This window comes from Asticcacaulis sp. DW145 (assembly GCF_037101385.1).
Taxonomy (GTDB): domain Bacteria; phylum Pseudomonadota; class Alphaproteobacteria; order Caulobacterales; family Caulobacteraceae; genus Asticcacaulis; species Asticcacaulis currens.
On record NZ_AP029024.1, the window covers coordinates 203647 to 228129 of the forward strand.

The 24483-nt window shown below is 60.9% G+C and carries 24 protein-coding genes; 11 read left to right on the plus strand and 13 right to left on the minus strand.

Features of this window, described 5'->3' with window-relative positions; translation table 11 throughout:
- Window positions 1-26: 26 nt before the first annotated feature.
- The 4 genes from ffh to AACH73_RS00930 all read right to left on the minus strand — a co-directional run bounded on the left by ffh (window position 27) and on the right by AACH73_RS00930 (window position 4736).
- On the minus strand, window positions 27-1592 hold the full coding sequence (ffh, locus tag AACH73_RS00915; RefSeq protein ID WP_272739859.1) for a signal recognition particle protein: 1566 nt from the start codon (window positions 1590-1592) through the stop codon (window positions 27-29).
- Between the two features lie 191 nt (window positions 1593-1783).
- On the minus strand, window positions 1784-3013 hold the full coding sequence (locus AACH73_RS00920; protein WP_338735127.1) for a glycosyltransferase: 1230 nt from the start codon (window positions 3011-3013) through the stop codon (window positions 1784-1786).
- A gap of 30 nt (window positions 3014-3043) precedes the next feature.
- Complete coding sequence (locus AACH73_RS00925) at window positions 3044-3271, minus strand: hypothetical protein (RefSeq protein ID WP_272739861.1); 228 nt, start codon at window positions 3269-3271, stop codon at window positions 3044-3046.
- Between the two features lie 265 nt (window positions 3272-3536).
- Window positions 3537-4736, minus strand: coding sequence for an LL-diaminopimelate aminotransferase (locus AACH73_RS00930; protein WP_272740054.1), 1200 nt, complete (start codon window positions 4734-4736; stop codon window positions 3537-3539).
- 208 nt (window positions 4737-4944) lie between these two features.
- Between AACH73_RS00930 and AACH73_RS00935 the strand changes: the two genes are divergently transcribed.
- Window positions 4945-5883 carry a metallophosphoesterase gene (locus tag AACH73_RS00935; protein ID WP_338735129.1) on the plus strand — a complete coding sequence of 313 codons (939 nt, stop codon included), beginning with the start codon at window positions 4945-4947 and terminating at the stop codon, window positions 5881-5883.
- Between the two features lie 5 nt (window positions 5884-5888).
- Here the strand turns inward: AACH73_RS00935 and AACH73_RS00940 are convergent, their stop codons facing one another.
- Genes AACH73_RS00940 through mdh form a run of 3 tightly spaced genes read right to left on the minus strand, consistent with a single transcriptional unit; the run spans window position 5889 to window position 8279 of the window.
- The gene (locus AACH73_RS00940) at window positions 5889-6458 is read right to left on the minus strand and encodes a GNAT family N-acetyltransferase (protein WP_272739863.1); all 570 of its coding nucleotides are present in this window, start codon (window positions 6456-6458) and stop codon (window positions 5889-5891) included.
- A gap of 47 nt (window positions 6459-6505) precedes the next feature.
- Window positions 6506-7261 (minus strand): lysozyme inhibitor LprI family protein, encoded by a 756-nt coding sequence (locus AACH73_RS00945; RefSeq protein WP_338735130.1) that lies wholly within the window; start codon window positions 7259-7261, stop codon window positions 6506-6508.
- Between the two features lie 55 nt (window positions 7262-7316).
- A complete protein-coding gene (gene mdh, locus AACH73_RS00950) occupies window positions 7317-8279 on the minus strand; it encodes a malate dehydrogenase (protein WP_126421986.1) in 963 nt (320 codons plus the stop codon).
- Window positions 8280-8462: 183 nt separating this feature from the next.
- Here mdh and AACH73_RS00955 point away from each other — a divergent pair, with 183 nt between their 5' ends.
- Window positions 8463-8891, plus strand: a complete 429-nt coding sequence (locus AACH73_RS00955) for an HIT domain-containing protein (protein WP_272739865.1) — start codon at window positions 8463-8465, stop codon at window positions 8889-8891.
- On the opposite strand, the gene AACH73_RS00960 is transcribed toward AACH73_RS00955, so the two are convergent.
- Window positions 8875-10461 carry a hypothetical protein gene (locus AACH73_RS00960; RefSeq protein WP_338735131.1) on the minus strand — a complete coding sequence of 529 codons (1587 nt, stop codon included), beginning with the start codon at window positions 10459-10461 and terminating at the stop codon, window positions 8875-8877. The genes AACH73_RS00955 and AACH73_RS00960 overlap by 17 nt on opposite strands.
- A gap of 407 nt (window positions 10462-10868) precedes the next feature.
- On the opposite strand from AACH73_RS00960, the gene sdhC reads away from it, so the two are divergent.
- The 7 genes from sdhC (at window position 10869) to creD (ending at window position 17346) form a co-directional block, all read left to right on the plus strand.
- Window positions 10869-11300, plus strand: coding sequence for a succinate dehydrogenase, cytochrome b556 subunit (sdhC, locus tag AACH73_RS00965; protein WP_338735132.1), 432 nt, complete (start codon window positions 10869-10871; stop codon window positions 11298-11300).
- On the plus strand, window positions 11300-11674 hold the full coding sequence (gene sdhD / locus AACH73_RS00970) for a succinate dehydrogenase, hydrophobic membrane anchor protein (protein ID WP_272739868.1): 375 nt from the start codon (window positions 11300-11302) through the stop codon (window positions 11672-11674). Before sdhC ends, sdhD begins: the two co-directional genes overlap by 1 nt.
- Window positions 11675-11677: 3 nt before the next feature.
- Window positions 11678-13462, plus strand: a complete 1785-nt coding sequence (sdhA, locus tag AACH73_RS00975; protein ID WP_338735133.1) for a succinate dehydrogenase flavoprotein subunit — start codon at window positions 11678-11680, stop codon at window positions 13460-13462.
- A gap of 14 nt (window positions 13463-13476) precedes the next feature.
- Entirely contained in the window at window positions 13477-14253 is a 777-nt protein-coding gene (locus AACH73_RS00980) for a succinate dehydrogenase iron-sulfur subunit (protein ID WP_338735134.1), read from the plus strand.
- Between the two features lie 151 nt (window positions 14254-14404).
- On the plus strand, window positions 14405-14725 hold the full coding sequence (locus tag AACH73_RS00985) for a 2Fe-2S iron-sulfur cluster-binding protein (RefSeq protein WP_272739871.1): 321 nt from the start codon (window positions 14405-14407) through the stop codon (window positions 14723-14725).
- Window positions 14726-14779: 54 nt separating this feature from the next.
- Window positions 14780-15913 (plus strand): HPP family protein, encoded by a 1134-nt coding sequence (locus AACH73_RS00990; RefSeq protein ID WP_338735135.1) that lies wholly within the window; start codon window positions 14780-14782, stop codon window positions 15911-15913.
- A gap of 56 nt (window positions 15914-15969) precedes the next feature.
- Window positions 15970-17346, plus strand: coding sequence for a cell envelope integrity protein CreD (creD, locus tag AACH73_RS00995; protein WP_272739873.1), 1377 nt, complete (start codon window positions 15970-15972; stop codon window positions 17344-17346).
- A 35-nt stretch (window positions 17347-17381) separates the two neighbouring features.
- Here the strand turns inward: creD and AACH73_RS01000 are convergent, their stop codons facing one another.
- The 3 genes from AACH73_RS01000 to AACH73_RS01010 all read right to left on the minus strand — a co-directional run bounded on the left by AACH73_RS01000 (window position 17382) and on the right by AACH73_RS01010 (window position 20980).
- A complete protein-coding gene (locus AACH73_RS01000) occupies window positions 17382-19934 on the minus strand; it encodes an ATP-binding protein (RefSeq protein ID WP_338735136.1) in 2553 nt (850 codons plus the stop codon).
- 81 nt (window positions 19935-20015) lie between these two features.
- Complete coding sequence (locus AACH73_RS01005; protein ID WP_272739875.1) at window positions 20016-20678, minus strand: SdpI family protein; 663 nt, start codon at window positions 20676-20678, stop codon at window positions 20016-20018.
- Window positions 20675-20980 carry an autorepressor SdpR family transcription factor gene (locus AACH73_RS01010; protein ID WP_272739876.1) on the minus strand — a complete coding sequence of 102 codons (306 nt, stop codon included), beginning with the start codon at window positions 20978-20980 and terminating at the stop codon, window positions 20675-20677. The genes AACH73_RS01005 and AACH73_RS01010 overlap by 4 nt, the downstream gene beginning before the upstream one ends.
- Before the next feature lie 139 nt (window positions 20981-21119).
- Between AACH73_RS01010 and AACH73_RS01015 the strand changes: the two genes are divergently transcribed.
- Window positions 21120-21689: a hypothetical protein gene (locus AACH73_RS01015; protein WP_338735137.1), complete on the plus strand. Its 570-nt coding sequence runs from the start codon at window positions 21120-21122 to the stop codon at window positions 21687-21689.
- A 25-nt stretch (window positions 21690-21714) separates the two neighbouring features.
- Here the strand turns inward: AACH73_RS01015 and AACH73_RS01020 are convergent, their stop codons facing one another.
- Both AACH73_RS01020 and AACH73_RS01025 read right to left on the minus strand, forming a co-directional pair.
- A complete protein-coding gene (locus AACH73_RS01020) occupies window positions 21715-22284 on the minus strand; it encodes an ActR/PrrA/RegA family redox response regulator transcription factor (RefSeq protein ID WP_272739878.1) in 570 nt (189 codons plus the stop codon).
- Window positions 22285-22320: 36 nt separating this feature from the next.
- Window positions 22321-23763, minus strand: coding sequence for an ActS/PrrB/RegB family redox-sensitive histidine kinase (locus tag AACH73_RS01025; RefSeq protein WP_338735138.1), 1443 nt, complete (start codon window positions 23761-23763; stop codon window positions 22321-22323).
- A 106-nt stretch (window positions 23764-23869) separates the two neighbouring features.
- On the opposite strand from AACH73_RS01025, the gene AACH73_RS01030 reads away from it, so the two are divergent.
- Window positions 23870-24481 carry an SCO family protein gene (locus tag AACH73_RS01030; protein ID WP_338735139.1) on the plus strand — a complete coding sequence of 204 codons (612 nt, stop codon included), beginning with the start codon at window positions 23870-23872 and terminating at the stop codon, window positions 24479-24481.
- Window positions 24482-24483 lie beyond the last annotated feature (2 nt).

A 24483-nucleotide genomic window follows, 5' to 3' on the forward strand; every position in this document is an offset into this window, starting at 1 on the left:
TGATAGGCTGAGTTTCGAGTGAGGGGTTATTTCTTTTTGGGGTCGAACGGTTTAGCCCCGCCCAGCCCCGGAAGGGAATTGCCGAGACCCGGCAGGCCGGGCAGGCCACCAGGTATATTGGGCAGCTTGCCGGCGCCCAGCTGCTTCAGGCGCTCGAAATCGGCGCCCATATTGTCGCCGATAGCGCCGGGATTGTTGTCGAGCTTTTTGCCCATCTGCTGCATCTGGGCCATGTTGGGCATGTTGCCCAGCCCCAGCATCTTGGCCATATTGCCCATGCCCTTTCCGCCGTTGCGAGCCATCATCTTGAAGACATCGGCCATTTGCCGGTGCTGTTTCAGAAGCCGGTTGATTTCCGCGACATCGACCCCGGCCCCGGCGGCGATACGGCGCTTGCGCGACGCGTTGAGCAAGTCTGGCTTCTTGCGCTCCAGCTTGGTCATGGAAGAGATGATGGCGATCTGACGGTCAAACATCTTGTCCGAGATGTTCATCTCGTCCATCTGCTTCTTGACCTTCTGCACACCGGGAAGCAGGCCCATAATGCCGGTCATGCCGCCCATGCGCTTCATCTGGCCGAGCTGATCGGCGAGGTCGTTCAGGTCAAACTGCCCCTTGGACAGCTTCTTGGCCATCTGCTCGGCCTTAGCCGCGTCCAGCTCCTGTGCCGCCTTTTCGACCAGCGCCACCACGTCGCCCTGACCCAGAATGCGGCCGGCGATCCGGCGGGCGTCAAAGACATCCAGTGCATCGACCTTTTCACCCGAACCGGTGAACTTGATCGGCAGTCCGGTGACGGCGCGCATGCTAAGCATCGCCCCGCCGCGTCCATCGCCGTCCACGCGGGTCAGGATCAGCCCGGTCAGCGGCAGACGGGCATGGAAGGCTTCGGCGGTGCGCACCGCGTCCTGACCGGTCAGCGAGTCGGCTACCAGGAAGGTTTCGATCGGGTTCGAAATGGTGGCGATCTCGGCGGCCTCGGCCATCAGAGCTTCGTCCAGCGTCGTGCGACCGGCGGTATCGAGGATCAGGACGTCATAGCCCTGAAGTTTGGCCGATTGCAGGGCGCGACGGGTGATTTCCACCGCGCTCTGGCCGGCAATAATCGGCAGCACATCAACGCCAACCTGTTCGCCCAGCAGCTTCAACTGCTCCATAGCGGCGGGGCGACGGGTATCAAGCGAGGCCATCATGACCTTCTTGCGCTCGAACTTCGACAGGCGCAGCGCCAGCTTGGCCGAGGTGGTGGTCTTACCCGACCCTTGCAGACCGGCCATCAGGATGACGGCGGGCGGCACGGCCGCGAGGTCTATCGGGGTCGGTTCCTCGCCGCCTAACATGTCGATCAGGCCGTCATAGACGATTTTCACTACCTGATCGGCGGGTTTGACGGCCTTGATAATGGCTTCCCCGGCGGCCAGCTCGCGCGCCTTGGTCATGAACTGACGCACCACCGGCAGAGCAACGTCGGCGTCGAGCAAGGCAACGCGGACTTCGCGCAGGGCTTCGTCAACGTCCTTTTCCGAAAGGACGCCGCGGCCACCCAGACGGTCGAACAGACCGGATAAGCGCTCGTTCAGCGAGTCGAACATGCTTCTATTGCCCTATAAATCAATATCGGGACCTGGCTTTTTGCAAAACAAAAAGACCCCGAGAACGCAACGCGTCGTCGGGGAGCCTCCGGTCCCCGTCCGATAGCGATGATCGGGGTCGTGACCTGAGAGGTTTGGTGTGCAAAAGGCGTAGGTCGCCTGAATGTTGCGTTCCTATGACCGCTCAGCCCTTAAGAGTCAAGCCACCTGTTGAAATCATGGGCTTTCAGTGCCTCCAGCGACCACCGCTGATTCAGCCGTGCAGGCGTGGCGCGGGCCGCCGCCATTTTTGAACCGCGAGCGACGGGGTCGGCCACCAGATCCTGCAAAATCCCGGCGGCGGTATCGAGGTCGGGCTCGGCCCACACCTGTGCCGGGTCATGCCGCAGAGCGCTATAGGGTCCATCCGGATCGTGCAGCGGCACCACGCGCGCCCTTACAGGATAGCCGTTGTCGGGAGCGAGAAAATCATTACCGGTGCCCTCAGTGGCGACCACAGCGACACCGGCATTCATCGCCTCCAGAAGGCCGAGGCCGAACCCTTCGGCGCGGTGCAGGGACAGGAAGATATCGACCGAGGCCATCAGCCGGTCCATGTCTTCGTCGCTCAGTCGTTCGGACAACAGGCGAACATCCGGACGGTTAGCGATCCGTTCGCTTAGTCTGGTCTGTGTGGCGCTATCCAGAGACGAGGCTTTCAGCGTCAGGGCCGCCGCTGGCGAGGGGATTGGAAAGGCCTTCAGCCATGCCTCAATCGAAGCCCACGGGTTTTTGCGCGCCGGCGACGAATTGACGTCGAACAGGCTCAACACCTCGCAGCGGTCCGGGCTGAGACCAAACCGTGCGCGGTCGGGTGAAGGGGGGGGCGCCATCAGGGGGTGCGGCATTACACGCAACCGCCCGCACAGATCGTCCAGTCCCTGCGCCCGCAAGCCCGCCGCCAGCGCTTCGGCCACATAGGCACTGGGCGTCCACAGTTCATGCAACCACCGCACCATGCGCGCCCACAAAGGCGGTGCCAGCGGGGTTTCCCACGCCCAGTAGCCGATGCGGTAACGGTGACGCCATTGTTCCGGTCTGTGAGTCATCAGAGCGACCAGGAGTTCCGGGGCATTGGCGTGGATTAGCCAAACACCACCTTCTCCGGGCAAAACGGCTTTCTGGTCAGGAATATGCCGGAAACAGGGTCGCAAATCGTGGCGTCCCACAGCGTAACCGGCACTTTCCAGTGCGTCCGCAGTCATTCGTCCGGCCCGGCCTACTCCCAGACTTTCGTTGAAAAAACCGGATACGATCAGCGGTCCCTGACGCAGATCATCGCTTTTGGGCCAGCGCACCTGGCGCGGGGCGGCGATGGCTTCGAGTCCGCCATGGATCAGTGGCAGGCGGTATTTGAGCGGCAGGCGGCGCAACAGAGACATGCGCCCTGCTTACCTTATGACGACTAATCCTTAAAGCCCAAGCCAGCGACGGCGTTGTTGCCAGTAGGATTCAAACTGATCGGCGAGGCTCTGGTCAGCAAAGTTCACCACCTTAACCATCCCGGTTTCCTTGGTGTCGGAATGGATCGAAATGGAGTCGGCGTCCTGCAACGAAGCCGCTTCGACAAATTTGAAAAAGGCACCGAAGAAGGCATCCTGTTCCGAAGCGCTGGCTATATCGAATTGCAGGCTGACCACGACGAAATTCCCTCTTCACAACACCGCAGATAAAATGGTCAGGCCTTATGACTGGCCTGTATGAAAATATGTGCGCTGCACAATGCGGAAATGAAAGCCCAAAACCCCGGTGGAGTCAAATAAGACAAAGGTAAAAACTTGACGTGTGGCGTCAAGGTGTCATTTACCGCAGGCCTGTGCCAATATGGCCCACAAGGGAAATGGCGGCCCGCTTCCCTTGTGAGGCGAAAACTCACGTCTCCGTGAACGGATCATTCGCCGGGATTTATTCCGCGGCCTGGGCCTTACTGCCCGATTGCAGCAGTTTTTTGATGTTGCGAGCCGCTTGTCGGATGCGGTGTTCGTTTTCGACCAGTCCGATACGTACATAGCCTTCGCCGTATTCACCGAAGCCGAGGCCCGGGGCGACGGCGACATGGGCTTCTTCGATGAGCAGCTTGGCAAATTCAATCGACCCCAAGTGCTCGAACTTCGGCGGTATCTTGGCCCAGGCGAACATGGAGGCCGGGGGTGGCGGGATGTCCCATCCGGCGCGTTTCATGGATTCGACCAGAACGTCGCGGCGCGACTTATAGGTGTTGCGGATCTCTTCCACATTGTCCTGCGGGCCGTTGAGCGCGGCGGCGGCCGCCACCTGCATCGGCGTGAAACCGCCGTAATCGAGATAGGACTTCACCCGCGCTAAAGCGGCACAGATTTCCGAATTGCCAACTACCATACCCACGCGCCAGCCCGCCATAGCGTAGGTTTTGGAAAGGGAGTTGATCTCGACAGAGCGCTTGATGGCGCCTTCGACCTGAAGAATAGAGGGCGGCGGGTTGTTCTCGAAGTAGATTTCCGAATAGGCGATATCTGACAGCACTATCAGGTCGTGCTTTTCGGCGATGCGTATGACTTCCTTGTAGAAATCCAGATCGACCCACTGCGCCGTCGGGTTCGACGGATAGGAAACGATCAGCACCGAGGGCGTCGGCACGGAGTGCTTTACCGCGCGCTCAATACCCGACAGATACTGCTCCGGCGACAGGGCAGGGACGTGGCGGATGACACCACCGGCCATCAGGAAGCCGAAGGCGTGAATCGGATAGGCCGGATTGGGGCAGATGACCGTATCGCCGGGGCCGGTAATGGCCATGGCGAGGTTGGCAAAGCCTTCCTTGGAGCCAAGCGTCGCCACGACCTCGGTATCGGGATTGAGCTTCACGCCATAGCGGCGCTCATAATAGCCCGCCATAGCCTTACGCAGGCCCTGTACGCCCTTGGACACTGAATAGCCGTGCGTCTTGGGTTTTTTGACCGTCTCGACCAGCTTTTCCACAATATGCGGCGCAGTATCCATGTCGGGATTGCCCATGCCGAAGTCGATCACATCGGTGCCGGCGGCGCGCAGACGGGCCTTCACCTTGTTGACTTCTTCGAAGACATAAGGCGGCAGACGCCGGATACGGTAAAAATCGCGCATGATTGCACCTGAGAAGAGAACGTGACCTGACGCGGTCTGAGGGGGTGAAAGACAAAAAGCCCGCAAGGTCGCATTGGACCTGCGGGCCAGACCATATGACTCATCAAACCTCGATTGTCATCCCATAAACGGCGTCTTTTTCGGAAATTTTTGCGCTCCGTGGAAAATAATTTTGCAAATACCCTATTAAGCTGATCCCTGGAGGGGCGCTATGCCGACAAAAAGATCAAGCTGGCGGTGGGGTTTAGGGGCCAGTTTTGGCATTGGTGCCATGATGGCAGTTGTCGGCTTCTGGTTTGAACCGCGCAGCTTGGTGGTGTCGGAATTCGAGGTAATCACATCTGGCTGGCCACAGGACACAGCCCCTCTGCGTGTGGCCGTGCTGTCTGATATCCACGTGGATGCGGTTCATATGCCGCCTGAGCGGGTACGTCGCATTGCCGAACAGGTTCGCGCTCTGAGACCGGATGTCATTCTGCTCGCCGGAGACTATGTCGGCGGTTACGGGTTAGAGGCCGGTCCTCCGGGTGCGGCGCGTTCACGGAGAAGTACGCAAGACAATGCCTTGCATGAAGACGGTCTGCGGGCGCTGGATGATTTGAACGCGCCGCTGGGCGTTTATGCGGTGATGGGCAATCACGACTGCTGGTGGGATTGCCGGCGAGTGCGAGAGATCCTGGCCGATACGCGGATACATGTTCTGGAAAATCAGGCGGCGCGGGTCGTCCGGCCCGGCGGTAACGTGTGGATAGCTGGTATCGAAGATGGTCAGACGCAAAGACCGGATTTTCAAACGGCCACAAAGACGGTTCCGCAAGAGGCCGCCTCCATTGCGCTTGTCCATAATCCCGAGCTGTTTGACTGGGAGTCCAATGGGTTGCCGCTACAAATATCCGGGCATAGTCACGCAGGTCAGGTGCGTTTCCCCCTCATCGGTGCACCGGTACGTGTCACCCGACATACCGAGGACACGGTGGATGGCTGGACTTCAGCGGGTGAGCGCTTGCTGATCGTGACACGTGGGTTAGGGGAATCGGGTTTGCCCGTGCGTTTTGGCGCACCCCCTCAGATCATGTTGCTTACTATTAAGCCCGGGCGACACTCGATGGTGAAGCCCGTGGCGACATATGCGCCTGAGACGAGGCGGTGAGATAGTCAGTAAAACCTCTGGCGGTTTTCGCCCCATTCGGCAGGGGTCTGGCCCCATATATCGACGGGCACATCCGTAAAGGGTGGCGGCAATTGACCCGGACCGCGGTTGGATGACCCCAGAGCCTGTGCCACGCGCTGAGAGCCGAGATTGTCGGGCGCGATGGTGTGGATCACATCGTCCCAGCCCAGAACCTCGAACACATAGTCGATGCAGGCAGCCGCCGCTTCGGTGGCGTAGCCCTTGCCCTGTGCCGAAGACAACAGGCCCCAGCCGACCTCGCGGGCGGGCCACTGATAGGGATAGAGTGGCCCGATGCGACCGACCCAGTCGCCCGTCGCCTTTTCCAGCACGCTGAACATATGAAAGCCGTCGAGCGCCCACGCCCCCGCAATGGCGCGCGTCACCCGCCAGGTTACGGCATCCGGCGTGACCCCGCCCAGATGTGTCATGACCTTTTCATCGGACTGAAAGGCGCAAAAGGCCGCAAAGTCCTCGGCGACGGGCGGGCGCAGGATCAGGCGCGGGGTTTCCAGCGTTGGGCCGAGAGAGGAGGTGGTGGGTAAAAGAGCCATAGTCCCCGGTTAGCCTCAGAGTTCGGCCCTTGCCAGTGACAAATCGGTTATCCGGCGCGACGGCAGGTGGTCATAGCCATGCCCAGCCGCCCGTACCTGGCTTCCGTCCCTGTCTGCCAGAACTCATACCCGCCTCCGGCATAGCGGCTGCCCGTTGTGCCGTCGGCGCGGGTGAGAAGGACCTGACCCGCATCGGAGTCGAGCAAGACCATCGGTTTGTAGGTATTGATGTGAAGAAGGTTCAGACGGGTGTCATCGGCGCAGACCCATACATCCGGTCCCTGACTGATGCCATCGGGCGTTCGGGCGGCGGCATAGGACACGCGCAGATCATGGATGCGCTCGACATAGGCGGCTTTCAGACACTCCACAGGGCTGCCTGCACCGGCACAGGCATTGCGTCGCTCAAGCCAGTCGCGTTGCAGACCTTTCAACGTGTCCCCGGGCTTTTCGCTTCCCGCGCGGGCATAAAGGCGCGCCATTTCGCGGTCGAGCGCCGCCAGATCGGGGTCGGCACAGATCGTCGCCTCTATGCCCGCCTTTGATCGGGCGCAATCGAAGCTGGCCGGACTTATCGAGGGCTTTGCCGATCTGTTGGCATTCGAATCGGCGCGCTCATTGGGTGGCACTTCGGCCAGCGCTGCGGCAGTCGAACGGGCCACAGCCTGAGCCGGCATGGTATCATCACGGACCACGTTTTCGGATTCTGTCCGCTGGCACCCGACAATCCCCAGACAGACAAGCGATACGACGATCCAGCGCATGACGGCCTCCTTCTGTTGCCAGACTAGCCTTGTGGACATAAAAAACCGCTCCGTTTCCACGGAGCGGTTTTCAAGGATGGCCGTTGCGCGAGGTTTAGGCCAGCGACGGGTCGATCGCCTTACAGGCTTCGATCAGGCCCTTCACGCTGTCCACCGACTTCGCAAACATGGCCTTTTCTTCGTCGTTCGTGGTGAACTCGATGACCTTTTCTGCGCCGTCCTTACCGATCAGCACCGGCACGCCGACATAGAGGTCGTTCAGGCCGTACTGACCCGTCAGATAGGCGGCGCAAGGCAGGACGCGCTTCTTGTCCTTCAGGTAGGAGGTGGCCATGGCGATGGCCGATTCCGCCGGAGCGTAGAAGGCCGAGCCGGTCTTCAGCAGGGCCACGATTTCGCCACCACCACCACGGGTGCGCTTCACGATGGCGTCCAGCTCATCCTGCGACAGGAAGCCCGCCTTCACGGCGTCCGGCAGGGGCAGGCCACCAACGGTCGAGTGACGCACCATCGGGACCATGTCGTCACCGTGGCCGCCCAGCGTCCAGGCGTGGATGTCTTCGACCGAGATGCCGGTCTTTTCGGCGAGGAAGTAGGCAAAGCGCGCCGAGTCGAGCACACCCGCCATGCCGATGACCTTCGAGGTCGGCAGACCGGAGAACTTTTGCAGCGCCCAAACCATGGCGTCGAGCGGGTTGGTGATGCAGATAACGAAGGCATTGGGGGCGTATTGCTTGATGCCTTCGCCAACGGCCTTCATGACCTTCAGGTTGATGCCCAAGAGGTCGTCGCGGCTCATGCCCGGCTTGCGCGGCACCCCTGCGGTGACGATGCAGACGTCGGCGCCGGCGATATCGGCATAGTCGTTAGCGCCCTTAAGGGCCACGTCCTTGCCGAACACGGCCGAGGCTTCGGCGATGTCCAGAGCCTTGCCCTGGGGCACACCTTCGGTGATGTCGAACAGGACGACATCGCCCAGTTCCTCACGCGCGGCGATGTGGGCCAGCGTGCCCCCGATCATACCCGAACCGATCAAAGCAATTTTGGCGCGTGCCATATGCATTCCCTTTTCCATCTGAACCCGCAGGGGGTGACAAAGATTAACGGCCCTCTAAACCCGTTAACGAGGCTTCGCAAGACCATGCGCTGCAACATTATGAAATGTGATGCGCAAATCCCGCACGGGCTATACAAAGGAGGCCTTAATATTTTGCCTCATCCGCCTGCGAAAGACCGACCAATGGCTGAGTTTACTGTTGATCCGCGCATCGAAGCCGCCTCCGTGTGGATTGGTGAGCTGAGCCTGTGTCAGGTGCGTTTGCAAAAGGATGCGCGCTTCGCGTGGCTGGTGCTCCTGCCGCGGCGAGCAGGCCTCACGGAACTGACTGAACTGAGCGAGGCCGAACACGCCGAATTGCGCCGCGATCTGCATATGGCCGAACAGATGGTGCGCCGCGCGGCGGATGTGATGGGTCAGCCGGTCACCAAGCTCAATATCGCCAATCTCGGCAATATTGTCTCGCAACTGCATATTCACGTCATCGCCCGCCACCCGCAGGACGTGGCCTGGCCCGGCCCGGTCTGGGGCCATGGCACGCCGGAAGCCTTTGCTCCGGCCAGGAAGGCAGAGGTGGTAGAGGCGCTGAAATCCCTTATTGCGCCTGCATGACCACCGGGGTGGCCGCGCCTTCCGGGTCGATCATCTGACCACGCCAGCGGCCATCGGGTTCGCGGCGCAGGTCGAGACGATAACGCCCTCTGGCCGAGCCTGACTGATAGTCGAGCGTCAGGCGGTCATCGGTTTGCATCGCGCTTTCGATCAGGCCAGAGCGGTTAAGCCCTACGCCCCCTTGCAATGAGCGCCACGCCCCATCTACCTGAGTGCCACCACCGCGCAGGGCCAGCGACACCAGCTTGTCACCCGTCAGCGACGACACCAGCCAGTTGCCTTCCAGATCGCCCGCCCGGCTTTGACGGGCCAGAAGCCCGGAACGGATACTGGAATCGTAGCGCATCTCTGCCCCGGTCTTTTGCCCCTCATAGTCGCGCGCATAGGCATCGACTGTCACCGAAGCGAGGCTGCGCGGTGTCGCGGCTGTGTCCACCGGCTGACGCGCTGTGGGTGGCACGGTCAGGGTGGGCGCATCGGCCGTCGCCGGAGGCGGGGAAACCGGCAGAGCGGTTGAAGCAATCACCTCAGCCGCCTTATCTGGCGTCGGCGGACTCACTGTCAGGGGTTCGATACTCCGGGGTTCGCTGGTCTGGGCGGTCAGGGCCGCTGTGAGGTCAGCCTTGGGGGCGGGAGCGGTTTCCGGCTTCACCGTCGCCTGATAAGGCAGCGGGGCGGCGGGCAGATCAAGCTTTTCGGCCACCTTCGGGGCGGGTTTTGCGGGCTCTGGTTTTGCGACTTCGGTGGGCGTGGAAATCGCGGCCTTGTGCGGAGCAGGTGTGCCCTCCACCTTTATGGCCGCGCCGAACAGGTCATTGACGGCCTTGTCAGCGTCGGTGGTCAGGCCGCCACTCGCTGCGGCATGACCCGCAGCGGTCTGCGGCTTCGGCGCGTCGGCCGTGGCCTCGACCACCGGTTTATCAGCGGGCCTGGCCGCAGGTTTGGCCAGGGGCTTCGACTGGGCCGTCAGGCCGCTGCTCTTGCGGCTATTGTACTTTTCCGCCTTGTTCGGGATCACATAGGGCGTGCCCCTGTTCGAAGCGGTCGCGATGACCTTTTCGTCGTCACCTTCTGCGTCTGTTGCATCGCGCGCCGCCTTGCCGGTCTTTTTGGACCCCTTGGCGGTCTCGGCCTTTTTTGACGCTGCCACGGCGGCCTTGCTCGTCTTCGATTTGTCGCCCTTGGGGGTTTCGCCCTTTTTGGGTTTGCTGTCGCTGGCCTCAGCGGATTTGGATTTTAAGCCCGACTTCTTTTTAACGGGGACGTCGTCGCTGTCCGCATCTGGCTTGGCGGTCGCCGCACTCCCCTTCTTGCCCTTTGAAGTGGGGTCGGCCCTGGTGCTCTTGTTGCTGGCTTTGGAAGCTCCCGAGGCCTTTTCGGCAGACTTGGTACTTTTGGATGTCGTTTTCGCTTCGTCCTTCTCTTTCGGCCCGCCTTTTTCCGCGCGGGCGGCTTCGTCAACCCGGGCATTCACGCGGGCGGTCGCGGCGGCCGTTCCGGCATGGGCCGTGGCCAGCGGAAGGGTCAGAGCCGACGACAGGAGCAAGGCCTTGAGAAGGGTATGGCGCATAGGCAAACGGATCACGCTGATAATCACCTGAACTACACTCTGTTACGCTGGGGTGGCGAAAGCCTGTTCGCCTCAAAGGCGAAAATTATCCCCCCTGTTTCTAAATCTAACCGACCAACCGAGGCCGAAATGCGGCAATTTGTCACGATGGCGCTTTTGTGAAGCCCCGCCGATATCGCTATCATGTCTCTTTCTTTTGGGTCATGCGAGCCTTGTTCGTGTCAGAAATGCCTTCGCGGGCGCAAAAAACACCCCCCTGACCATGCGCTATGTTGACACAGGGGCGTCAGGGTCTAAAAAGCCCCCGAAGACGCGGAAACTTAACCTTTTCCGTGCATCCACAAGTGGGGCCTGCGCGTACAAGCCTCGCATTGCACACACCGGGTATAACAGGGCCACGCAAGCACATGTCAAAGCCTCGCTCCACCGAAGCGGCCTATCGACCGCTCTCTCCGCACCTTCAGGTGTGGAAATTCCACATCACCATGTTCACCTCGATCCTGCACCGGGCGACCGGCATCGCCTCGGTCGTCGGCGCAGTCATGGTCGCGGCTTGGCTGCTTGCCATCGGTTTAACGGCGTCGGGCTACTGCCCTGAGGCCTACACCCTCTTCCTGTCGTTTGCCGCCTCGCCGTTTGGCCTGTTTGTGTGGTTCGGCCTTACGCTCGCCGGATTTATCCACCTGACCGGCGGCCTTCGTCACCTGATTTGGGACATGGGGTTGGGCTTTAAGATTTCGTCGGCCAATGCGCTGGCCTGGTGGTCGCTGCTGGGTGGCATTGCGCTGACCCTGGCCTTCTGGGCCGTTTTGTTCGCTACGGGTAAGGTGGTGCTCTGATGGTCGACTCCTATCTGAAACAACGTTCGCCGAAAGAGTGGAAGACGTCCGAAAAGCACGGCGCCGGGGAGTGGCTCGCCGAACGATGGACGTCTGTTGCCCTGTTCTTCCTCACCTTGTGGGCCGCGTGGAGCGCCTTCGGTCTGGCGAGTCAAGGTTATGAGGCGGCGCTTGCCTTTGTAAAAGTGCCGCTCAATGCCGGGCTTCTGGCGGCGACCTTCGTGATCACCATGTGGCACACCTACATGGGCTTGAACGCCAACGTTCTGGACTACTTCCCGAACTCACGCGCGCTGCGCCTTCTCAACCTCCTCTTCTGTCTGGCTGTTCTCGCTTTGGCGTTGGGCGGCATCTATTTGGCTTTTAAGGCGTAACCCATGACCTACAAGATCATTGAACACGAATATGACGTGGTGGTCGTAGGGGCCGGTGGCGCAGGCCTTCGCGCTGCTCTGGGCTGCGGTCAATCGGGCCTGAAGACGGCCTGTATCACCAAGGTTTTCCCAACTCGTTCGCACACTGTCGCTGCACAAGGGGGCGTCGCTGCGTCGCTCGGAAATATGGGCGAGGACAAATGGCAGTGGCACATGTACGACACCGTCAAGGGGTCGGACTGGCTTGGCGATCAGGACGCCATCGAATACCTAGTGCGCAATGCGCCGGACGCGGTCTATGAGCTGGAACACTGGGGCGTGCCCTTCTCGCGCACCGAAGACGGCAAGATCTATCAGCGTCCGTTCGGCGGGATGACCAAGAATTTCGGTGAAGGGCCGGTGCAGCGCACCTGCGCGGCTGCCGACCGGACCGGTCATGCCATGCTGCATACGCTTTACGGTCAGTCACTGAAAGAAGAGGTCGAATTCTTCATTGAGTATTTCGCGCTCGACCTGATCATGGATGACGGCGTCTGCCGGGGTGTCACCTGCTGGAAGCTGGACGACGGCACCATCCACGTCTTCCGTGCTCACCTCGTCATTCTCGCCACGGGTGGCTATGGCCGTGCCTACTTCTCCGCCACCTCGGCCCATACCTGCACCGGTGACGGTGGCGGCATGGTGCTGCGTGCCGGCCTTCCGCTGCAAGATTTGGAGTTCGTGCAGTTCCACCCGACCGGCATCTACGGGTCTGGCTGTCTGATCACCGAAGGCGCGCGCGGCGAAGGCGGTTACCTGACCAATTCGGCGGGTGAACGCTTCATGGAACGCTACGCCCCTTCGGCCAAGGATCTCGCATCTCGCGACGTCGTTTCGCGCTCCATGACCATGGAAATCCGCGAAGGCCGCGGTGTCGGTCCGCACAAGGACCACATCTTCCTGCACCTCGACCACCTGCCGCCCGACCTGCTGCACAAGCGCCTGCCGGGCATCTCGGAATCGGCCAAAATCTTCGCCGGTGTCGATGTGACCAAGGAGCCGATCCCGGTCATCCCGACCGTCCACTACAATATGGGCGGTATCCCGACCAACTATCACGGCGAAGTCGTGACGCTGAAGGACGGCAACCCGGATGCCGTGGTGCCCGGCCTGATGGCCGTGGGCGAAGCCGCCTGCGTCTCGGTGCACGGGGCCAACCGCCTCGGCTCCAACTCGCTGATCGACCTAGTGGTGTTTGGCCGCGCGGCGGGCAAGCGTGCGCCGGAACTGGTCAAGGCCGGTACGCCGCACAAGGACTTCGGCAAGTCGGCGGTCGAAGCGCATCTGTCGCGCCTCGACAAGTTCCGCAACGCCAATGGTCAGGCCCCGACCGCCGATCTGCGACTCAAAATGCAGCGCGCCATGCAGGAAGACGCTGCTGTCTTCCGCACCGGTGAGACGCTGGAACAGGGCGTGCGTCGTCTGGACGAAATCTTCAAAGCGTCCAAGGACATCGGCATCAAGGATCGCGGCATGATCTGGAATACCGATCTGCTCGAAGCCCTCGAATACGACAATCTGATCGCTCAGGCCGTCATTACCGTCAATTCGGCACTGAACCGTAAGGAATCGCGCGGCGCGCACGCCCGTGAGGATTATCCGAACCGCGACGACGAAAACTGGATGAAGCACACCCTGATGTGGCTCGACACCGAAACCGGTCAGGTCACAACGGATTACCGCCCGGTCCACACCTACACGATGACCAACGAAATCGCCTATATCGCGCCCAAGGCGCGGGTCTATTAAGGGGAGAATGGAACATGGTTGAACTGGCTCTCCCCAAGCGCTCTCAGATCAAGAACGGCAAGCGTTACAAAGCGCCGTCGGGGTCGAAGAATGTGCGCGTCTATAAGATCTATCGTTACGATCCGGATACGGGCGAAAACCCGCGCTGGGACAAGTATGAGGTGGATGCCAAGGCGCACGGGCCAATGGTGCTTGATGCCCTCATCTACATTAAGAACAGTGTCGATTCCACACTGAGCTTCCGCCGCTCGTGCCGCGAAGGTATCTGCGGGTCATGCGCCATGAATATCGGCGGCCGCAACACCCTGGCCTGTACCAAAGGCCATGACGAGTACCATGGTGAGATCACCATTTCGCCGCTGCCGCACATGCCCGTGGTCAAGGACCTTGTGCCAGATCTGTCGGGCTTCTATGCGCAGTACGCCTCAATCGAGCCCTATCTGCAATCGACGACGCCCGATCCGGACAAGGAGCGCCTGCAAAGCCCGGCGAACCGCGACAAGCTGGATGGGCTCTATGAGTGCATCCTGTGCGCGTGCTGTTCGACCTCCTGCCCCAGCTACTGGTGGAACCAGGACAAGTATCTGGGCCCGGCGGCTCTGCTCCAGGCCTATCGCTGGATCGCCGACTCGCGCGACGACCACACTAAGAAGCGTCTGGAATCGCTGGAAGATCCCTTCAAGTTGTACCGTTGCCACACGATCATGAACTGTGCGCAGGTCTGCCCAAAGGGCCTCAACCCGGCCAAGGCCATTGCTGAAATCAAAAAGATGATGCCGGCGAAGGGCTAATCTCTTCATGGGGGAAACGACGTTTCCCCCATGTGCCCCGTCCTATATTGAAAAAATTTGCCGGCACCCTCAGAGAACTCGTCGCAAATTTCCACTTTGTCCTGAGAGCCGAAGCAAGGTCTTCGGCTTTACGCTCTTGAAATGGCCCCCAATGCCCAAGATCACCTACATCGAATCCAACGGCAAAACCCACGAGATCGAGGTCAAAACTGGCAACTCGGTCATGGAAGGGGCGATCAAGCACAATATTCCCGGCATCGACGCCGATTGCGGAGGGGCGTGTGCCTGCGCCACCTGCCACGTTTATGTCGATGCGCAGTGGTTTGACAAAACCGGTGGCCCGTCGGTGATGGAAGAGTCCATGCTCGACTTTGCGCAGGACGTCGAGCCGACCTCTCGCCTGTCGTGCCAGATCCGCGTCACCGAAGCGCTGGACGGCCTGATCGTGCGCCTGCCGGAAAGCCAGCACTAGTTTGCCTCGTCATCCTTGATCCGCTATGCGTGAGAAAAAACGCAGGCGGAACAGATGGCTATATCCATAAAACCCTGGCTCGACGCCCTCATGCCTAAACCCTTGCCGGTTTCGGGACTGGAGCGGATGCGCAGCGGTCTGGGGGCGTGTCTCGGCATCGGTTTCACCGCCCTGATCAGTCTGCTGATCGCAAGACACCTTGGCCTGTCGCCGTGGCTGGTAGCCCCGCTTGGGGCTTCGGCGGTGCTGGTCTTTGCGGTGCCGGCCTCACCTTTAGCCCAACCGTGGTCGGTGATCGTCGGCAATACGGTCTCAGCGATCATCGGTCTTATTTGCGCCCGTATGATCCCCGATCCGGTGCTTGCGGCCTCTGTCGCGGTTTCCCTCGCCATCCTTTCCATGTTCGCCACGCGCAGTCTGCACCCGCCCGGCGGGGCCATGGCCTTGCTGGTCGTACTGACCCACACGACTAACCCGTGGTTCGCCCTCTTTCCGGCCTTTACCAATTCCCTGCTGCTGGTCAGCGCCGGGATCGTCTTCAACACGGTAACCAAACGCAATTATCCGCACATCGCCGCACCCGCTCCGAAGACGGCGGACAATAGTCTCAAGCGCGTCAGCGGCGAAGACATCACCGCTGCGCTGAGTCAGATGGACACCCTTATCGACATCGCCCCGGATGATCTGGAAAAGCTGCTGACCCTGTCCGAACGCCACGCTTATCAGCGTCTGATGGACCATATCCGCGCCAGAGACATCATGACGCCAGGTCCTATTCATGTGGAATTTGGCACGCCTCTGGAAGACACCTGGGCGCTGATCCAGAAACACAGGCTAAAACTGCTGCCGGTAACGGACAAAGCGGGGCGGGTCATCGGTGTGATTACCGCAGAGGATATGCTGCGTCAGGCGGGTGGCACGCCTGGCGACATGCATGAACATATCAAAGCGCTGGTCAAACGCACTGCGTCGCCGTATTCGACCAAGCCGGAGGTGGCCGGGCAACTCATGTCCGCCGATTTCAAGACTGCCGATCACGGGGCGGATGTGGCTGCCCTGGTGCCCCTGTTTGCCGATACGGGCCTTCATCATCTGCTGGTGCTGGATGACACCCGGCGACTGTGTGGGATCATCAGCGCGTCGGACCTGATGCGTGCTGTTTATCACGTCCAAAGAGGGGCGGTCTGAAAAATGCCGCAATCCGCATCAATATGAACGTTGTTCAAAATTAGCGGAGCGCTCCAATGGACGACAGTTCAACGCCCTCACCCCGCCCACAAAAGGGCCGATCCAAAGGGGCCAAATTCCTTGTGGTCTGCGCATTGGCCGTGCTGATGGCCATTCCGGCCCTGCTGGTTTTTGCATTGCTGATGGAGCGTACCAACCGGGCCGAGGGTGTGGCGCGCGAGATCGGAGATCAGATGGGCGGCGAACAGGTCTTCCTGGGTCCGGTGATTCAGATTCCTTATGTCATTCCGACGCGGAGCAGCACGGATGAAAAGGGCAATCGCGTCGTACTGGCGCAGGAAAGCGGCAATCTGATCGTCTTCCCGCAGACCGGTAAGGCCAGCGCGGCGACCAAAAGCGATGTGCGTTCGCGTTCGATCTTTCGCGTGCCGGTCTATACGGCGGACCTCACTTTCGATGCAGCCTTTGACCTGAAAGACGTGCAAGCCGCCAGGCCCGGGGCCGTTCTGATTTGGGATAAGGCGCAGCTTGTCACCGGGGCCACCGATTCACGCGGTGCGCGCAAGGATATTGTGGCGCAGATCGACAACCGTTCGGTCATGCTGGCCCCCTCCGGTCCTGGGGTGACGGGACTCAGCCCTGACGGCACGGATTTCGACCTGTTTGCCGCTCCGCTCGCGCTGACTGATACGAGCACTCCACTAAACATCAAGGTGGCCATGACCTTCAGCGGCACCCGCAAGCTGGGCATCCTCGCCTATGGCAAATCGTCCGAGGCGGCCATCACCGGGGACTGGAAACACCCCTCTTTTGGCGGTGGTTTCCTGCCCGTCACGCGACAAACCGATGACTTGGCCCACAAGGGTGGCTTCAACGCCCAATGGTCGGTTCCCTTTATCGCCCGCGGCCTTCCCGCCGTCATCGACCAGAGCCAGATGACGACGCTCGGCAAATCCGAACTGTCAGTGACCTTTATCGAGCCTACCAATCCGTATCAGAGCGTGGGACGCTCGCTGAAATACGCCCTGCTGTTCGTCGGTCTAGTTTTCCTGACCTACTTCCTGTTTGAAAGCACCTCGAAGAAGGAGCTGCACCCGGCGCAATATATTTTGGTTGGGCTGGCGCAGATCACCTTCTACCTGCTGCTGTTGTCCTTTGCCGAACGCATCGGCTTTGACGCGGCCTTTGTGGTGGCCGCCGGGGCGACCGTGACGCTGATCGCCGGCTATGCCGGGCTCATCTTCCATTCCCGCTGGCGTTTCATCGCGGCCTTTGCTGTGTTCAGCGCACTTTATGCTTTGATCTATGTGCTGATGCGCATGGAAGACTACGCGCTGCTGGTGGGTGCCTGCTCGGCCTTCCTCGTCATCGCTGCCGTGATGGTGCTGACGCGCAATATCAACTGGTACGGCAATCGGGCAGAAGGGGAATAGGTTTAAGTACTCCCCTGTAGCGAGGGGCGTACCTTTTAAGCCATGCCCAGAATACGGCGGGCCTGTGCCAGCGTCTCGGCGGTCAGGCCCAACGCCTTAACCTCTTCGGGTACGTCCTCCGCAGACGGGGCCGGCTCTGCTGGCACCTCTGGGGCGGGGGTGGCAACGGCGATCGGCGCGACCTCAGCGGGGATGTGAGGCTCTGGTTCCGGCGCGCGAATCTCAGGAGCTTTCACTTCATTTGTCTCAAAGCCGACGCCCATCTGATGCGGCAGGTGCAAGGCAAAGGTCGCCCCGCTCTGGGGTTCGGACTCCAGTGTGATCCAGCCGTCGTGCAATTCGACCAAGGCCTTAACGAGCGCCAGCCCCAGACCCGGCCCGCCGCGTTCGCGGCCAACGAAGCGGTCGAAGATGTGCGCCTGCGTGTGGTAGGGGATGCCGCGCCCCGAATAGCCGATTTCCAGCGTCAGGGTGTCGCCTTCCTTGCGGCTGCGGATGGTAATCTGGCCCTCTGCGGCGGCGTTGCGCAGGGCATAGTCCAGCAGATGATCCAGCACCTGCCCCAAACGTTGCGCGTCGGCACGGATCAGGGCCCGCGTGTCCAGCCCCTGATAGTCGAAGCGGATGCCCTTGGCGCTCAGCGTGTCGGCCTGACGGCCCAGAGCGGCCGCGACCATGCGCGACAGGTTGAAGTCCGATGGCGAAATCGACATTTCTCCGGCGTCGATCTGCGCCATGTCCAGCACGTCGTCGATAGAGCGGGCCAGTTCCTGCGAAGCGGCCTGAATGGCGTTGAGGAAGCCGCGGCGGCGGATTTCTGCCGGGTCAGCCTCGGTGGCGTTGGCTTGTCGTTGCAGCAGGTCGGCATAACCGACAATGGTCGTCAGGGGTGTGCGCAATTCATAGGAGACGTTGGCGACGAAATCGCGCTTAAGACGCACTGATTCCGACAAAGCCACGTCGCGCTGTTCGATGGCTTCTTCGAGCGCGCGGCGGTCGGTGATGTCGCTGAAGGCCACCAGAGTAGCCCCGTCAGGCAGGGGCTGGGTTCGCCACTGGGCCAGACGTCCGTCTGAGGTGCGTACCTCACCCATCTGCGGCGCACGCGCGAGCGGGTCGATATCGGTAACGCGCGCCTTCAGCTCGGCCCAGAAACCGCGATCGTGCACCAGGGGCAGACACAAGGCCGTCAGTTGCCCGAAGTCAGAATTGAGCGCCAGTTCGTCGGGCGTCAGCTTCCAGAAGGCGTCAAACGCCGCATTGCGCAAACGCAGACGACCATCCGAGCCAAATACCGATACGGCATCGGTCAGCTGGTCCAGCGTGGCGCGCTGCACCTGAATTAGCGAATTGAACTGCGCCTTGAGGGTCAGTTCGCCGGTCTTATCCGAAAACAGCAGCAACAGCCCGCCCAACGGGTGCGGCTGACGCACAACGCGCAGCGACCGTCCATTGGGCAGCGACCACATCTCATCCGGCGCGGCCTCGCTCAGACCGTAAAACTCCAGTTCCTGCGCCTTCCATGTCACGAAGTCCGAGGTTTCGGGCAGTTTGCGCTTTTGCCGCAGACGATCGAGCAGTTCGCCATGCGTCGGACGCTCAGCCAGCCAGGCGGGCTCCAGATCCCACAACAATTCGAAAGCGCGGTTATGGAAGGTCAGGCGCTTTTCCGGTCCGAAAATGGCCACGGCGTCTTCGAGGCGGTCCAGCGTGTCGTCGTGCGCTTTGGCATGGCGCTTGAGCGCTTCGCGGCTTTCTTCGGATTCGGTTATATCGACAGCATAGGCGCAGACATAGGCGTCGCCCAGCGGCTCGGCCGTCACCTGAAAGGCGCGGCGTTGCCCGCGAATCGTCAGCCAGCGGAAGCCTTCGCGGCGGACATGCTGTTCGGCGGCTTCGACAACGAGCGCGTCAGCAGACCGGTCGAGCCCAAGATGTTCCGCGCGCGCCTGTTCGACATTTTCGGCATCGACAGCCGTCAGCCAGGCGGCATTGGCCCACACCAGTTGTCCGTCACGCACCACCCAGCACGGGGCGGGAATCAGGTCGGCCATACGTGCAAAGGGACCGGAGGAAAGAGATGTATGCTCGCTGGCTATGGCCAGACGCACCCACGCCGTTGCCCCCGTCGCGCGACCTTCGACCAGCAGGGTCAGACCGGAGGTGCGGGCACCGACTAGGCTGCGCGGTGCTTCGGTAAACACTTCGAAACGGCAGGGGCGACCTTCGGCAATCAGGCGTTTCAGCGCTTCGGCGGCCTCTTTGGACGAGCCGGCCAGACCTTCGATAACACGCGGGGCGACCTCTTCGGAGAAGGGTATACGAAAGGCATCCGCGACGGTTTTGAGCGTTTCATCGCCCCAGACCAGACGCACCGTCTCCCCTTCGATGGCAACAAAGGCTTCGTCGAAGGCCAGGGTGGCGGCGTCCAGTTCCCCCAGAACCGTATGCTGGACGTCAAGGCGTGACTTATAGCCTTGTGTGAGCTTCGTCAGTCGCGCTCGCAGTCGCCAGGCCAGAACCGTGGTTGAAAAGGCCAGCGCAGTCGCGCCAGCAGCGGCGGCAAAGGCAATGGTGGCAACGGTCATGCGGCGGCCCGGGACGAATCACTTAAAGGCCCATACTAATGCAAAGCGATTCGCCCCCCAAATGAATATGGCAACTCGGAGTCAAGTAAGTTTTAGAGCCCGCGCATAGATATAGGAGGCGACCAACACGATAAGAGCCGACCCGATGCCCGAGATCAGAAAGACCCAAAGCAGATAAACCGGTGGCAGGATGAGCGCTGCGCCGAGCATGATCACGCCGGCCAGCATCATGACCGGTCCGGCCAGGCGATGGGTGCGGTCCCACACCCGTTCATCACTTAGTGTCCAAGGGGTGCGCACCCCCATCACATAGTTGCGGCGCGCTTTGGGCAGGACATTGCCGATCAGGATAAACAAAAGACCTGGGCCCAGCAGCAGGGGTTGGACTGACAGGGTCCATGCCAGGGCGTGGCCGACGATGAACAGATGCCCGAACGCCAGAAGGGCGACAACCCCGATCCAGCTTACCGCATAGACCGAAGCCGAGCGTTCCAGCTTGCCCGTTTTGGGTTGCATATAGGGCAGAACCCATAACAGCAGGGTAATCGCGGCCAGCGTCAGCGGCATGACCATCAGCGCCTGATCCCGCGGCATAAAGCCATTCGCGGTGCCCGAAAGGTCGAAGTGTGTACCGACGGGGCCGTCTGTGATCTGCGGCCGCGCCCACAGGCTCAGGCCCGCTGTGGCGGCGATCATCAGCAGACTGAATATCTTGGACGCCGGCCATTTTGCCTCTGGGGTCATGCCTTGTCCTCCATGGTGCGTGGCAGCGGCGCGGTGGCGTCCTGACCGATACGAAAGGCGCTCATCAGCGACATCATCGCCTCTTCGAGCACAGACAGGTTAAGTCGATAGATGAGCGTGGTGCCTTGCCGCGTCATATCGATGAGGCCGGCGGCTTTCAATTTCGCCAGATGCCCCGACAGGGTGGGTTTGGAGACGTGAACCCGATCGGCAATCTCACCCGCGCTCATTTCCCGCTCGCGAAGCATTTCGAGGATGTGTCGTCGCGTAGGGTCGCTCAGGGACTTGTAAACTTCGGACATGGACACCCTCTTTATTTGTTATTTAGGCAAATACCAAATAAAAAGAGGTCTGTCAATTGCGGCGGCACGTCCCTCTTTGCGTATTCTTTTTGTTCCGGTCAGTCTTTTGTTAAGGGGCGCAAACCTATAGAATGGCCCCATGCCCGCCATAGCCTATCCCATCGCGCATAACGCACTCGATATCGTCCTGAACTGGGGCGAGGGTGTGTTGATGTCAGCCGAACGCGAAAGGGCAGCGAAAGACGCGTGCGGCAAGGACGTGATCTTTGTGCGTGAAACGCTCGATCCGGGCTTTCCGAGCGAAGAGGCAGCGCGAGCCCGGTATGAAACCCTGCTGAGCGAGCCGTTTTCGACCCTGATCTGCACATTTGAGCGGGTGCAGAAACCGCGCCGTATCGAGCCGCAGATGCGCGACGGCCGCCGCTGGCCAAAGCCGGAAGCGGCCCCGGTGGCGCAATGGAAGCTGTGCGTCAGCTACTGGAAGATAGGGACGGTGCGCCCTGTGCCCAGGCCGTCAACGGCGATTGCCCCGCACCTTCAGGCCCGCGCCGTGCGCAAGAAGGCACTGGATGTACCGCTGACGCCGGAAGAGGTGCAGGCTCTCGCCCACGCGCCGCTGATGGCCTATCGCCCGCAAAAGGCGCTGGATATGGGCCTGTTCGAATTCGTTCTGCCGGAAAACCCGGATATCATTATCGCAGACGAGTAAGGTTTAGCCCCACATGCCGCCATACTTACTTAGGGGCTTTTTTGGCCAGAATGCGCTGTAATGTCCGCCGATGCATGTTCAGACGGCGCGCCGTTTCTGAAACATTCTGATTACATAGGGCATAGACGCGCTGAATATGCTCCCAGCGCACGCGGTCGGCGGACATGGGGTTTTCGGGCGGCGCCGGGGCATGGTCTTCGACCGCCAGCAGCGCCTTGACCACATCATCGGCATCAGCGGGCTTCGACAGATAGTCTACCGCGCCCGATTTCACTGCGGCTACCGCCGTGGCGATATTGCCGTAACCGGTCAACATGATAGCGCGGGCATCCGGGCGTTTGGCGTGCAGAGCCTCGACCGCTTTCAGACCATTGCCGTCTTCGAGTCGCATATCCATCACGCCGAAAGCCGGCGGGCTCGCCTCGATAACCTTCAAAGCCTCGGCGACGCTTTCGACCGCCGTGACGGTGAAGCCGCGCGATTCCAGAGCCCTGGCCAGACGCTGACGAAACGGCGCGTCGTCGTCCAGCAGCAGCAGGGTTCGGTCGGTGAGGGTGGCGATCTTCTGCTCGATGGCGGTTTTCACATCATCCATAACAAGCTCCTTATTCTACGGGGTAATCTCTGGGGGTTAATCTCTGGATAGCGGTGCGATGTCACCGCCAAAATCTCGGGATACGATCACGTCTATCTGCTCGCGCCGCCATAGGGCGCGCACATAGGCGCCCCCGGTGTCGCGATTGCCGTAGGTGACGCTGGCCCCTGTATGCTCCAGCAGCGTTTTGGCGATAAAGAAGCCCAGACCCATGCCACCGTGCATAGATGTCTCCGGTCGCGAATCATTTCCGCGCGTCGAAATATAGGGGTCGCCGACGCGCGACAGGATGTCTGGCGCAAAGCCAGGGCCGTCGTCTTCAATAGACAGCGTTACGTAGGCCTTGCGAATACGCACGCGAACCCAGACGGCGCTGCGCGCAAAATCGACGGCGTTTTCGACAAAGGCCCCCAAGGCATGCAGCCATTCCGGTCGGCGCTTGATCGACACATACTGGCCGGGGTCTTCGCCGTCGGGCACTTCGTCCATCGAAATTTCGATATGGATGGCTTTGCCTTCGTTGCGGAAGGGCTGCACCGCCTCTTCGAAGAACACGCGTAGCGGCAGCTGATCGTGCACCTGATCACGGGTTTCGGGGCGGCGGGCGAGGTTTTTGAGGATATCGCGGCAGCGCTGGCTTTGCGATACCAGCAGCTCGGCATCCTCATAAAGTGCCGTGCCGGGTTTCAGGCTGCGCAGCATTTCGCGCGCTACCACCTGAATGGTGCCCAGCGGCGTCCCCAGCTCATGCGCGGCTGCCGCCGCCAGTCCGCCCAATGCCGACAGGCGGTGTTCCTTTTCCAGAACTGCCTGCGTCGCCGCCAGGGCCTGCGCCATACGCTTAGATTCCAGCGCCGCCTGCCACGTATAGCCCGCCGTGAAGACGATGCCGATGATGATGGCGGCCAGAAAGCCCAGACGATAGATTTGCGGCAGATGGAACGCTTGTCCTTCCGGCCACGGCAAGGGCAGTGACCAGAAAGCCATGGCGCAGGTGGCCAGCACTGCGACAGCCACTACGCCAAAGCCGTAGCGCGTCGGCAGGTTGGCCGCGGCCACGGTCGCCGGGGCAATCAGCATCAGGCAGAAGGGGTTGTCGAGCCCACCCGTCACGGCCAGAAGGGCCGCCAGTTGCACGCAGTCAAAGCTCAGTTGCAGGGCTGCGTCCCAGTCGTTGAGACGCTGCCGCCGGTCATTGAACATCAGAAGGAGGTTAAGCCACAGACTGGCGGCGATCATGGCCAGACAGGGCCACAGGTTCAGCTCATGACCGAAGCCCAGTGCCACCACGGCGATCATCACACTTTGGCCCAGTATGGCCAGCCAGCGCAGACCGACCAGCGTGCGCAGCCTCAAGCCATCGGCTCCGTGGGACAGCGGTACGGGCGAAAAGTCGGCCCAGGAAAACGGCGTGCGATCTTTTGCCGCAGCCGGGGGCGCGGTGAAGGAAGACAGGAAGCTGATAATCCGTTGGCGCACGTTGCGGGTTCGCCTATAGAACTTGCGGGTATGGCCCCTTTAGGCGCCTTCGTGCCGCATGACCATGTGACACATTTGCGCATCTGAGACTAAGGATAGGCATAGGATGAATCGCACACGTCTGACAATCATTGCGGTACTGGTGATCGGCCTCGGCGCGCTGGCGGTCGCCATGTGGAGTTCGATGCTGGGGCAAAAGCCGGTGGCGAGCCGCACGATCGACTCGGCCTACAGCATCGGCGGGCCGTTCGCCCTGACGGATCAGTACGGCAAACCGCAGACGGAAGCGATTTTGAAGGGCAAATGGACCGCCGTCTTCTTCGGCTTCACCTACTGCCCCGACATCTGCCCGCTGACCCTGCAATCGCTCGATCAGACGCGCCAGAAGCTGGGCAAGGACGGCGACAAGCTTCAATTCGTATTCATTACGGTCGATCCGGAGCGCGACACCCCCGAGGTGATGAAGGCCTATCTGAACTCTGGCGGCTTCCCTAAGGGGGTTATCGGCCTGACCGGCACGCCGGAACAGATCGCGGCGGCCGCGCGCGCCTATCGTGCCACCTATCAGAAGGTTGGCGAAGGCAAGGACTACACGATGAACCACACCTCGGTGGTCTATCTGATGAATCCGCGTGGCGAATTTGCCGTCCCCCTGACCCACGGTTTGCCGCCGGAAAAGGCCGCTGAGGTGATCCGGCAGGCAATGCGGGATTACTGACG